This is a genomic window from Paenibacillus sp. MMO-58 (assembly GCF_037146255.1).
GTDB lineage: Bacteria > Bacillota > Bacilli > Paenibacillales > Paenibacillaceae > Pristimantibacillus.
This window is the reverse complement of sequence record NZ_JBBCVY010000002.1, coordinates 91,375-102,799: the sequence shown is the minus strand read 5'-3', so window position 1 is coordinate 102,799 and position 11,425 is coordinate 91,375. Positions and strand designations below refer to the sequence as shown.

Genomic DNA, 11,425 nt, shown 5'->3' with positions numbered 1-11,425 from the left:
CTCATACTAGAGTTAGGTAACGCAGCTAATCGCGGACTAACTTGCAAGAGAAAGGCAGAATCCTACATGAAAAATCGATTACTTGTCGTCACTATCATCATTGTGTCGGTATTGTTCGGAATGCATTCCCTCCAGCGATATTCGCAGGATGATGCGAAAGCAACGTTCAGCAATGCTACTTTAACGGTAGGTTCCTCCGGCTCGGATGTATACGAGCTGCAGGGTAGGCTTAAATATTTGGGCTATTACAATGGTGCAATCGACGGAAGCTTCGGTACCAAAACCAAAAATGCGGTGACCTGGTTCCAATGGAAGTTCGGGATGAAATCCGACGGCGTAGTTGGGGCAAAAACGAAGCTCAAGCTATGGGAAGCTACGAAGAATTGGCAACCATCTGCTGCGGACACAGGCAATGCGACCGGCGGCTCGGACAATAGCAATAACAGTGGTTCAAACTCAGGATCGTCGGGTGGCAGTACGCCATCGAAATCCAATAATCTCGGGCTTTCGGAAAGCGATTTGAAGATTATGGCGAATGCGGTATACGGGGAATCGCGCGGTGAACCGTACGAAGGTCAGGTAGCGGTAGCTGCGGTTATCCTGAATCGCTTGAAGTCGCCAAGCTTCCCGAACACGATCTCGGGAGTCATTTTCCAGCCTCTTGCGTTTACAGCCGTTGCGGACGGTCAGATCTGGCTTACGCCAAACGAAACGGCACGCAAAGCCGTGCAGGACGCCATCAACGGATGGGATCCGACAGGCGGCTGCACGTACTATTTCAATCCTGAGACAGCAACGTCCAAATGGATCTGGTCCAGACCTCAAGTCAAGACCATCGGCAAGCATATTTTCTGTATGTAACGATTATCAGAAGCAGCCTTTCTGCCTTGGGGCAGGCAGGTTGCTTCTTCCATTTCGTATCGGTTAGAATGGTATAGGAAGCAAGAAAATGGAATACATTACTATATTCCATTTTACTCGGAAGGAGCAAACGGAAGTGACATTATTCGAAAGAGGGCAAATAGGCCGGATCAGGCTGCATGTAATGCCAACAAAACGTTTCAAGACGTTTGCGATATCGCTGTTCGCAGGACTGCCTTTATCTGAAAACGCTGTAACCAAAACCGCACTAGCCCCGTTTGTATTGCGTCGAGGCACGGTATCTACGCCCGAGACCAAGGCTTTCCGCGAGAGGCTGGATGATTTGTATGGCGCCGGATTCGGCTTTGATGTATATAAAAGAGGCGATTCTCAAATCGTTCAATTCCGCATGGACGTTATCAACGATCATTTTGTATCGTCCGATGTGCCTTTATTGAGTTCGTCCTTGCGATTCCTTGGCGAAGTCGTAACGGAGCCGGTAACGGAAGACGGAGTGTTCCGCCGCAAGTACGTAGATGCGGAGAAGCAGACGTTGACGAAGCGGCTGGAATCCATCGTGAACGATAAAATCCGATATGCGGCTGAGCGCTGCATGGAAGAGATGTGTGCCGGTGAGCCTTACCGTCTTCATCCGCTCGGCAAGCTGGAGGAAATCGGCTCCATTACGCCGGAATCTTTATATAGTCAATACAAAAAGTGGCTTAGCGAAGCCGCGTTTGATTTATATGTCGTTGGCGATACAACGATGGAGGAAGTCACTGCGCTTGCAAAAGAAGCTTTCCGTATTGAGGATGGCAGTCCTGCAAGCTATTCAACTCCGTATATTGCCCATGAAGTCCGCAATGTCAAAACCGTTGTGGAACGCATGGACGTCAACCAGGGCAAGCTGAACATGGGACTGCGTACGAATGTCGGCTATGGCGACGAAGACTACGCCGCTTCCTTGATGTATAACGGCATACTGGGTGGTTATCCGCATTCCAAGCTGTTTTTGAATGTCCGGGAAAAAGAAAGCCTTGCTTATTACGCTGCATCCAGATTGGATGGACATAAAGGCCTGCTCACGATTCAATCGGGTATCGAGATTACCAACTATGAGAAGGCTGTCACCATTATCAAGGAGCAGCTGGAGAGCATGCGTCAAGGCAATCTCTCCGACCTCGAGATGAACCAGACGAAAGCGATGATAGCGAATCATTTGCGGGAGCTGCAGGATTCCGCTTACGAGATGATCGCTTATGACTTTAATGCCGTGCTTTCCGGCAAAGAAAGAACGGCACAGCAGCTGCTTGACCAGATTGAAGCGGTAACGGCAGATGACATCGTGCGGGTTGCGGGATTGGCGCAGCTCGATACGATTTACTTCTTGCGCGACCAGAAGGAGGCATAACGGCAATGGAGACACTCGACTATAAAGGCGTTCAGGAAACGCTATACCGCGAAGTGCTGGATAACGGCCTCGAAGTGATCGTCTTGCCTAAGGAAGGCTTCCAGAAGACCTACGCCACCTTTGCGACCAAGTACGGCTCCGTCGATAATAAGTTTTCCGTAGGCGATCAAGAGCCGGTACGCGTGCCGGACGGTATTGCCCATTTTCTGGAGCATAAAATGTTCGAAGAACCAACCGGCGATATTTTCGCGACCTTTGCATCGCAAGGGGCATCGGCGAACGCATTCACAAGCTTCGACCGTACGGTGTATCTGTTCTCGGCAACGGAGCAGATTCCGGCCAATCTCGAAACTTTGATCGATTTTGTCCAGCATCCTTATTTCACCGATCAGAACGTGGATAAGGAAAAAGGCATCATCGCTCAAGAGATCAATATGTATAAAGACAACCCGGATTGGCGCGTATATTTCGGCCTGATTGACGCCATGTATCACACGCATCCGATTCATATCGATATTGCCGGTACCGTGGAGTCGATCTATCAGATCGATAAGGAAACGTTGTACCGCTGTTATGAAACATTTTACCATCCGTCCAATATGCTGCTGTTTGTAGTGGGCGGGGTGAAGGCAGAGGAAGTGTTCGAGCTTGTCCGTCAGAATCAAGCCCGCAAGACGTTCAAGCCGCAAGGGGAAATCAAACGTTTCTTCGAGCATGAGCCAGAGAGCGTTAAGGAACCTAGGAAAGTAACGAAGCTTCCGGTATCGCTTCCGAAAGTCATGTTTGGCTTCAAGGAGAAAAAAACCGGACTTACCGGCGAGGCGCTGTTGAGCCACGAAGTGACTTCCAAGCTGATGCTTGACGCCTTGTTTGGCGCAAGCTCGGCCTTGTATCAGGATTTGTATGAGCAAAATTTAATCTCCGATTCCTTCGGAACGGAATTCAATGTAAGCACGGATTATGCTTTTTCGGTTATTGGCGGCGACTCGCCAAATCCGGATGAACTGCTTGGTCGAATCCGCACGGCCGTTGAAGAAGCGCTGCGTACGGGTATTGAACCTGCCGCTTTTGAACGGTCGAAGCGGAAGAAAATCGGTGGATATTTGCGGATGCTGAACTCCCCTGAAGCGATTGCCGGCGAATTTACGCGTTACCGGTTCCGCGACAGCGACATGTTTGATCTCTTGTCCCTGTACGAGAATTGCACGCTGGAGCAAGTGAATGAACGGATTCGCGAGCATTTTGACTTCCAGCAGTTGGCGATTTCCATTGTCGAGAAGCCGGACGGACAGCCGGTTTAATGAAACCTTTTAAACAAATGACGGTGTTAATAACCGGGGGAAGCCGCGGCATCGGCGCTGCAATTGCGCAGCGCTTTGCCGCGGAGGGACTTAACATCGTCATCCACTATAGGGAATCGCATGAAGCGGCTAACGAAACAGCCAGAGCCTGCATGCGCCTGGGCGCGAATGTCATGACCATTTCGGCCGACCTTCGTTCGAAGGAACAGCTCACGAGGATGAAGGAAAAGCTGGAGGCTCATGAAATGCTGCCCGATATCCTTGTTAATAACGGAGGAATCTCCCATTATGGCATGCTGATGGATGTGACGGAGCAAGAATGGGACGATGTAATGGCCGTCAATCTAAAGGGCATGTTTTTGTCCAGTCAGCTTTTTATGCCGAATATGATTTCGAACAGGTTCGGCCGCATTATTAATGTGTCGTCCATTTGGGGGATGTCCGGCGCTTCCTGTGAAGTGCTGTACTCCACGACCAAAGGGGGCATGAATGCCTTCACGAAGGCGCTGGCCAAGGAACTTGCTCCTTCCGGGGTAACCGTTAATGCCGTGGCGCCCGGAGCAGTCGATACAAAGATGATGAGCGGCTTTAACGATGAGGAGAAGGCGGCGCTGGAGCAGGAAATTCCGCTGGGCCGTTTTGGACAACCTGATGAAGTCGCTTCTCTAGTCTACTTCTTGTCCTTGCCGGAATCATCGTACATAACGGGGCAAATCATTAGTCCAAACGGCGGCTGGCATACTTAACACCTTGCTTTTCGTATAATTTGTTTCGCCTCTACGCAGAATAACATTTGTTGAGTGCTACACTCTTCTTAAAATGTACTTATCCAGGAGGCGAAATAAAATGTCTAACGTTCTTTCAAGTTTCGACAATTGGAAAGAATTTTTGTCGGACCGCGTAGCACAAGCTAAAAACAACGGGATGTCTGAGGAAACCATTCATAATTTGGCTTACGAGATTGGTTCCTTCCTCGATGAGAAGGTTGATCCTAAAAATGAGCAACAGCGTGTACTGAAGCAGCTATGGGATGCGGGCGACGAGCATGAGCGCAAAACGGTAGCCGGTCTTATGGTCAAGCTGGTTGAACAAACTTAATTGCTCGCATCTGCAGAAAAGCCTCCCAATTTGGAGGCTTTTCTGCAATGTCTGCGAATAGGTTGCAGGAATGTGACGAAAATTGTAGAATAAATTTTTATAAGCGAGTCAATCAATGGGATTGGTAACAACAAGGGACGGTGTGAAATGGGATCAAAGCAGCAATACTACATGGAATACAAAATACATAAGAACCGGCCGGGTCTTCTTGGCGATATTGCCTCACTGCTCGGTATGCTTGAAGTGAACATTATGACGATTAATGGCGTAGAGGACCGTACGCGGGGCATGCTGCTCCAGACGGATGATGAAGAAAAAATCGTCCTGCTGGGCAAAATGCTTCAGAAGGTTGATAACATCACGGTTAACAAGCTTCGTACGCCTACGATCGTTGACATATTGGCTGTCCGTCACGGACGTTATATCGAACGCGACTCGGATGACCGGAAAACCTTCCGTTTTACAAGAGACGAGCTGGGTATTTTGGTCGATTTTCTCGGGGAAGTGTTTAAACGGGACGGCAATCAGGTTATTGGTTTGCGTGGCATGCCGCGTGTCGGCAAGACGGAGTCGATTATTGCGGGGAGCGTATGCTCGAACAAGCGTTGGACTTTTGTTTCGTCGACGTTGCTGAGACAAACCGTTCGCAGCCAGCTGTCCGAGGATGAAATGAATGATAACAACATCTTTATCATTGACGGAATCGTAAGCACAATCCGATCCAACGAAAAGCACTATTCGCTGCTGCAGGAAATTATGGCAATGCCTTCTACGAAGGTCATTGAGCATCCGGATATCTTTATTAAGGAGTCGCAATACGATTACAGCCATTTTGATATGATTATTGAGCTGCGCAATACACCTGACGAAGAGATTACATACGAATCGTTTACGGCCAATTATTCGGATAATGAATTCTAGCAGAGAGGAGTAGACACCATGTCGGATTTAGGAGCGTTGCTGCGTAAAGCAAGGGAAGAGCGCGGATTAACGCTTGATGATGTTCAGGAAATAACAAAAATAAGGAAGCGCTACTTAGAAGCAATCGAGAGCGGCGACCATAGCGTGTTGCCGGGAACGTTCTATTTACGCGCTTTCGTGAAAAACTACTGTGATGCCGTTGGCCTGGATGCGGAGGAAGTTCTTCGTCTGTATCAGCATGAGATTCCTGCTTCCGTTACGGATCAAATCGTAGAAGCAGTTCCGGCTAGACAGCCAAAGCGGGTTCGTACCCGTTCCTCGGAACGGATCAGCAAGCTTGGCTTCAATATCATGATGTGGTCGTTCCTGATCCTCATCGTCGTTGTTGTTTGGGTTTATTTCGTTAATCAGAAAGCCGATAATCCAAAAGAAATCGACAATACGAACATTACGGATCAGGCTTCGCCGGCCCCGCCAAGCCAATCGCCTAATTCGTCGAACGACGGCGGAACAACGACGCCTACCGCAACGCCTACGCCAACTCCAAGCCAATCGCCGACTACCTTGACGTTCTCGTCCAAGGTCGGCAAGGTTGATCACTATGATGTCTCGCCGGCTGGCGTGGTACATAAAGTGGAGATCAAGATTTCCGGCGGGCCAAGCTGGACGGAAGTGCGCTCGGGAAGCTCTTCCGGCAAAGCGATTATTTCGGAGACGGCTCCCGATGGCTCGGCCTTTACGTACGATCTGGATCAACCCCTTTACATTAATGTCGGGCGGGCCGACCTGAGTACCATTACAGTCGACGGTGTGCAAATTAACGACGGAGACCGTGCAGGCTCCAAGAAAATTCAGCTGAACCCCGTGCAGGGCACCGGAGGAACCGAAGGGACATCGTCTCAAAATCCGGACAATTCATCCACGCCTGGGGACACGGCAGGTACAGAGAATCAGTAAGGATTGAATAAGATACAAAGGGAGAGTTGTCAACAATGAGTTCTGAAAGTTCATTTGATATCGTTTCGAAGATGGATATGCAAGAGCTGAACAATGCGATTCAGCAAGCGGAGCGGGAGATTGAAACACGCTTCGACTTCAAAGGAAGCAAAAGCAGCATTAAGCTGGAGAAAGAAGAGCTTGTTGTCGTTTCCGATGATGATTTCAAGCTGGAAAGCGTTCTTGATATTTTGAAATCGAAGATGGTCAAGCGCGGCGTGCCGATTAAAAACCTGGAATACGGCAAGGTTGAATCGGCTTCGGCGAGCACCGTCCGTCAGCGTATTAAGCTGAAGTCGGGAATCGATCAAGACAATTCCAAAAAAATTAATATCCTGATCCGGGATTCGAAGATTAAGGTGAAAAGCCAGATTCAAGGCGACCAAATCCGCGTAACCGGTAAAAGCCGCGATGATTTGCAAGCGGTTATGGCTCTTCTCCGCGCAGCGGATTTGACCGTCGAACTGCAGTTCACCAATTACCGTTAATAAGCCTTTTCTAGCCCTTCGCTGCCTCGTCATTTGGGGCAAGAAGGGCTTTCGCTCTATGACGTTCGATATTTTGACATAGGAAATGGCATGTATTATACTTGGTTAGATAGTTTTGGAAACGATCCGGGGGACATACATATGACAGTACAAGCAATCATGCATCAATGCAGGAACACGGCTAGACGGTCCGGGGGTGTGAACGAATGAACCTGGCAAATAGGATTACGCTGGCCAGAATTATTTTAGTGCCGATCATTATGGTATTTCTGCTCGTCAATATCGATATCAAGCCTCTTGCTTTCGGCGATGATTACTCCATTACATACAATCAGATTATAGCGGCTATAATCTTTATCATAGCGGCAAGCACCGACGGTCTCGATGGTTATATCGCCAGGAAGAACAAAATCGTAACCAACCTCGGCAAGCTTCTTGATCCGCTGGCGGACAAGCTGCTTGTGGCGGCTGTACTGATCTCGCTCGTTCAAATGGATAAGCTGGCGGCATGGATGGCCATCATTATTATCAGCCGCGAATTCGCGGTTACGGGTTTGCGTCAGATCGCTTTGCTGGAAGGCAGCGTAATGGCGGCGAGCAAATGGGGCAAATGGAAAACAGCCGTACAAATTACGATGATCATTTCGCTTCTGCTCAACAACTTCCCGTTTACGTTTATCGATTTTCCGTTTGACGATATCGTAAGCTGGATTGCCGTTATTATTACGGTGTATTCCGGATTCGACTATTTCTTCAAGAACAAACATTTGATTCCTGTGCAATAATCAGGATCATATAAGCAACAATAAAGCATCTTTCCATTCGTGGAGAGATGCTTTTGCTTCCTAATGCTGCAGGATTCGAAGGGGGAAATCGTATGAAAGCTGAAATTATCGCAGTGGGCACCGAGCTTTTGCTTGGTCAAATCGTCAATACAAACGCACAATTCTTGTCCAGAAAGCTTGCATCGCTTGGCATTGATGTTTACTTTCAGACGGTCGTTGGCGATAACCCGAACCGGATCCGCCAAGCGATTGAGATTGCCCGCCAGCGTGCCGACCTGCTTGTGTTTACCGGCGGACTTGGTCCTACGCAAGATGATCTGACGAAGGACGTCCTCGCGGCCTATCTGAACCGCGGCCTGTCCCTTCATCAGCCTTCCATGGATAAGATCGAGCAAATGTTCAGCTCTCGCGGCATCCATATGGTAGAGAGCAACCGCAGACAAGCGCTGATGATTGACGGCAGCGCCCCGATTGATAATGAAGCCGGGCTTGCCGTCGGCAACGGCCTGTCCGAAGACGGGACGCATTATTTGCTTCTGCCCGGGCCTCCTCGCGAGATGAAGCCGATGATGGAGGGGCCGGCGTCGGATTGGCTCCGGTCTATTCTGGGGGCAGAAGAACCGCTTTATTCGAGACTGCTTATGTTTGCAGGGATTGGGGAATCGACGCTAGAAGCTAAGCTGATTGATCTGATCGAAGCCCAATCGGATCCTACTATCGCGCCATATGCGAAGGAAGGCGAGGTCGCCATTCGGGTATCTACGAAAGCGGCGAACGAAACCGATGCGATAGTCAAGCTGGATCAAACCGTCGATGCGATCAAGCAGCGGGTGGGCGAGTACTTATATGCGCAGGAAGAGATTACGCTGGAAGAGCAGGTCGTGCAGCTGCTTCGGACATCGAGAAGAAAGCTCTCGACAGCCGAAAGCATCAGCGGAGGCTTGCTTGCAGAGCTTATTACCGGCATTCCCGGCAGCAGTGGGGAATATTCCGGCGGCGTTGTTACTTATACGAACGAGATGAAGCATAAGCTGCTCGGCATCCCGATGGCGCAGCTTGAAGGAGACGGAGCGCCGGGAGCGATCAGTGAATCTACGGCAGCAATGATGGCCGAACGCGTCAGACAAATCGGAGATTCCGATTTTGGCGTGTCGCTCACGGGGGTAGCCGGCCCGGCTCAGGCGGAAGGCAAGCCCGTTGGCTTGGTCTATTACGCGGTTGCCGAGAGGGGCAAGCCGACAGCCGTATTTACCGGCCATTTTTCCGGTACCCGCGCCATCATCCGCATCCGTGCGGTAAAGGCTGCCTTATATCAATTGTGGCTGAAGCTGCGCGAACATTAATTTGTCGGATTAACGCGAAAAATACTTGCCTGTTTGTACCATTTCCGCTATAATTGGTCTCATGCGGAAGAACCGTGGCGAAGATTACTTTGCTGCGGTTTTTTTATGTCTATTTTTAGAATCATGACGAATCGCGCATAGTTGCCCAAGAGGGCAAAAGCCGTTTCGCCATGCGTCTGGAAAGGACGTGGAAACAAAAAGACGAATGTATGTTCGAAAAAAAGCTTGGCAATTGAGCGGAAACAAGGTATCATACAATTATAAATAACGAAGGATGTGAGTAGCTTGTCGGATCGTCGTGCTGCTTTGGAGATGGCTTTACGTCAAATTGAGAAGCAATTTGGTAAAGGCTCCATCATGAAATTAGGGGAATCCACACATATGCAAGTTGAAACCGTACCAAGCGGTTCAATTGCTTTAGATATTGCTCTTGGAATCGGCGGTTTGCCAAGAGGCCGTATTATTGAATGCTACGGACCGGAATCTTCCGGTAAAACAACCGTTGCGCTTCACGCTATTGCGGAAGTACAACGGATCGGCGGACAAGCTGCGTTTATCGATGCGGAGCATGCGCTTGATCCATTGTACGCGAGCAAGCTTGGCGTAAATATCGACGAACTGCTGTTGTCGCAGCCGGATACGGGCGAACAGGCGCTTGAGATCGCAGAAGCGCTTGTACGAAGCGGCGCGGTCGATATTATCGTTATCGACTCGGTAGCAGCGCTTGTACCGAAAGCAGAGATTGAAGGCGATATGGGGGATTCACATGTCGGTCTGCAGGCACGTCTGATGTCGCAGGCTCTGCGTAAACTGGGTGGCGCGATCAGCAAGTCGAAAACAATCGCCATCTTTATTAACCAGTTGCGCGAGAAAGTCGGCGTTATGTTCGGTAACCCGGAAACTACGCCTGGCGGCCGTGCACTGAAGTTCTATTCCAGCGTACGTCTGGAAGTACGCCGGATTGAGACGATCAAGCAAGGCAACGATATGGTTGGTAACCGTACGCGGATTAAAGTCGTGAAGAACAAAGTAGCTCCTCCGTTCAAGCAAGCGGAGATTGATATCATGTACGGCGAAGGCATTTCGAGAGAAGGCAGCCTTGTAGATATTGGTGTAGAGATGGATATCGTTCAGAAGAGCGGTGCTTGGTTCTCCTATAATGGCGATCGCTTGGGCCAAGGACGCGAGAACGCGAAGCAGTTCTTGAAGGATCATCCGGAAGTTGCTGCGGTAATCGAGAAGCAGATCCGCGAAGCAAGCAACTTGTCGGCTTCTGCACAGCCAGCAGACTTCTCGAAAGATGATGACGATGACTTTGATGAGTCGGAACTTGACGATTAATAGTAATAATTAAGGAAGAAGCAGCGCCGTCCTTTCGAGGGCGGCGCTGCTTCTTTGCAATGAACGGGGTGTAACCAGGATGTTAATCGAGATTTCTGCGGTAGAGCAGGACCGCAAGGATCGTAAGCGATACCATGTGTATGCAAACGGCATGGAAGAGCCGTTGTTATCCGTCCACGAGGATCTTCTTATAAAATACACGTTGTTTAAAGGGAAGGAGCTTACAAGGGAAGCTATTGCCGAGATTGCCGATGAGGACGAAAGATACCGGGCTTACTCGCTTGCCGTCACCTATCTTGGCATAAAAGCAAGAACCCGCAAACAGATCGAGCAATATTTGCTCCGCAAGGAATTTGAACCCGAACCAATTGCTTACGCTCTTGAACGTTTAGAATCGGAACATATTGTTGATGATGGAGAGTATGCGCGGCATTTCGCCATGCAGCGTATCCGTTACAGTCAGAAGGGTCGCCGCTGGATCAAGCAGGAGCTGCAGCAACGCGGAGTATCGAAGCAGGCGGCTTCCGACGCGCTTGAAGCTATCGACAAGGAAGACGAACTCGCATCCGCCGTGCATGCGGCGAAGAAGAAATGGCGTTCTCTCAAAGGAGAGAACAGAGAGAAACGGCAGAAGCTGATGGCCTTTTTATTGCGTCGGGGCTTTCCTTCGGATGTCGTTAAACAAGCGGCTAAAGCGGCTATAGATGAAGCGGAAATCGAGCAGGCGGATGAGGATGAAGGGCTTTTGCTTGACAATTGATTTTGCCAAAAGATAAAATAAAATTGTATTCCTTTTATATCAAATCAATTTTCCTTCCAAAAGTTGATTTGAAACGATTATTTTCGTCAATAAGTTTGAGAATCAATCGGTATGGAAACC

General features: G+C 49.4%; 12 protein-coding genes. All 12 read left to right on the top strand.

What is annotated here, in order from left to right:
• The first annotated feature begins 66 nt into the window (after window positions 1-66).
• The 12 genes from sleB to WFJ73_RS06165 all read left to right on the top strand — a co-directional run bounded on the left by sleB (window position 67) and on the right by WFJ73_RS06165 (window position 11,305).
• Complete coding sequence (gene sleB, locus WFJ73_RS06220) at window positions 67-861, top strand: spore cortex-lytic enzyme (protein ID WP_336772224.1); 795 nt, start codon at window positions 67-69, stop codon at window positions 859-861.
• Window positions 862-949: 88 nt separating this feature from the next.
• Window positions 950-2,272: an EF-P 5-aminopentanol modification-associated protein YfmF gene (gene yfmF / locus WFJ73_RS06215; RefSeq protein WP_336772223.1), complete on the top strand. Its 1,323-nt coding sequence runs from the start codon at window positions 950-952 to the stop codon at window positions 2,270-2,272.
• Between the two features lie 5 nt (window positions 2,273-2,277).
• Window positions 2,278-3,573: an EF-P 5-aminopentanol modification-associated protein YfmH gene (yfmH, locus tag WFJ73_RS06210; protein ID WP_336772222.1), complete on the top strand. Its 1,296-nt coding sequence runs from the start codon at window positions 2,278-2,280 to the stop codon at window positions 3,571-3,573.
• On the top strand, window positions 3,573-4,319 hold the full coding sequence (gene ymfI / locus WFJ73_RS06205; RefSeq protein ID WP_336772221.1) for an elongation factor P 5-aminopentanone reductase: 747 nt from the start codon (window positions 3,573-3,575) through the stop codon (window positions 4,317-4,319). The genes yfmH and ymfI overlap by 1 nt, the downstream gene beginning before the upstream one ends.
• A 100-nt stretch (window positions 4,320-4,419) precedes the next feature.
• Window positions 4,420-4,671 carry a DUF3243 domain-containing protein gene (locus WFJ73_RS06200; protein ID WP_015844962.1) on the top strand — a complete coding sequence of 84 codons (252 nt, stop codon included), beginning with the start codon at window positions 4,420-4,422 and terminating at the stop codon, window positions 4,669-4,671.
• Window positions 4,672-4,818: 147 nt separating this feature from the next.
• On the top strand, window positions 4,819-5,592 hold the full coding sequence (locus WFJ73_RS06195) for a DUF3388 domain-containing protein (protein WP_127495771.1): 774 nt from the start codon (window positions 4,819-4,821) through the stop codon (window positions 5,590-5,592).
• An 18-nt stretch (window positions 5,593-5,610) separates the two neighbouring features.
• Window positions 5,611-6,549, top strand: a complete 939-nt coding sequence (locus WFJ73_RS06190; protein WP_336772220.1) for a helix-turn-helix domain-containing protein — start codon at window positions 5,611-5,613, stop codon at window positions 6,547-6,549.
• 35 nt (window positions 6,550-6,584) lie between these two features.
• Entirely contained in the window at window positions 6,585-7,076 is a 492-nt protein-coding gene (locus WFJ73_RS06185) for a YajQ family cyclic di-GMP-binding protein (RefSeq protein WP_127495769.1), read from the top strand.
• Window positions 7,077-7,282: 206 nt separating this feature from the next.
• Window positions 7,283-7,861, top strand: coding sequence for a CDP-diacylglycerol--glycerol-3-phosphate 3-phosphatidyltransferase (pgsA, locus tag WFJ73_RS06180; RefSeq protein WP_127495768.1), 579 nt, complete (start codon window positions 7,283-7,285; stop codon window positions 7,859-7,861).
• Window positions 7,862-7,953: 92 nt separating this feature from the next.
• The gene (locus WFJ73_RS06175; RefSeq protein ID WP_336772219.1) at window positions 7,954-9,204 is read left to right on the top strand and encodes a competence/damage-inducible protein A; all 1,251 of its coding nucleotides are present in this window, start codon (window positions 7,954-7,956) and stop codon (window positions 9,202-9,204) included.
• 285 nt (window positions 9,205-9,489) lie between these two features.
• Entirely contained in the window at window positions 9,490-10,545 is a 1,056-nt protein-coding gene (gene recA / locus WFJ73_RS06170) for a recombinase RecA (protein ID WP_336772218.1), read from the top strand.
• A 79-nt stretch (window positions 10,546-10,624) separates the two neighbouring features.
• Window positions 10,625-11,305, top strand: coding sequence for a RecX family transcriptional regulator (locus tag WFJ73_RS06165; RefSeq protein ID WP_336772217.1), 681 nt, complete (start codon window positions 10,625-10,627; stop codon window positions 11,303-11,305).
• Window positions 11,306-11,425 lie beyond the last annotated feature (120 nt).

Excerpts from the sequence above, each read along its gene's own strand:
- sleB (WP_336772224.1), top strand. The coding sequence starts at position 67 with ATGAAAAATCGATTACTTGTCGTCACTATCATCATTGTGTCGGTATTG.
- yfmF (WP_336772223.1), top strand. The coding sequence starts at position 950 with ATGGAATACATTACTATATTCCATTTTACTCGGAAGGAGCAAACGGAA.
- yfmH (WP_336772222.1), top strand. The coding sequence starts at position 2,278 with ATGGAGACACTCGACTATAAAGGCGTTCAGGAAACGCTATACCGCGAA.
- ymfI (WP_336772221.1), top strand. The coding sequence starts at position 3,573 with ATGAAACCTTTTAAACAAATGACGGTGTTAATAACCGGGGGAAGCCGC.
- WFJ73_RS06200 (WP_015844962.1), top strand. The coding sequence starts at position 4,420 with ATGTCTAACGTTCTTTCAAGTTTCGACAATTGGAAAGAATTTTTGTCG.
- WFJ73_RS06195 (WP_127495771.1), top strand. The coding sequence starts at position 4,819 with ATGGGATCAAAGCAGCAATACTACATGGAATACAAAATACATAAGAAC.
- WFJ73_RS06190 (WP_336772220.1), top strand. The coding sequence starts at position 5,611 with ATGTCGGATTTAGGAGCGTTGCTGCGTAAAGCAAGGGAAGAGCGCGGA.
- WFJ73_RS06185 (WP_127495769.1), top strand. The coding sequence starts at position 6,585 with ATGAGTTCTGAAAGTTCATTTGATATCGTTTCGAAGATGGATATGCAA.
- pgsA (WP_127495768.1), top strand. The coding sequence starts at position 7,283 with ATGAACCTGGCAAATAGGATTACGCTGGCCAGAATTATTTTAGTGCCG.
- WFJ73_RS06175 (WP_336772219.1), top strand. The coding sequence starts at position 7,954 with ATGAAAGCTGAAATTATCGCAGTGGGCACCGAGCTTTTGCTTGGTCAA.
- WFJ73_RS06165 (WP_336772217.1), top strand. The coding sequence starts at position 10,625 with ATGTTAATCGAGATTTCTGCGGTAGAGCAGGACCGCAAGGATCGTAAG.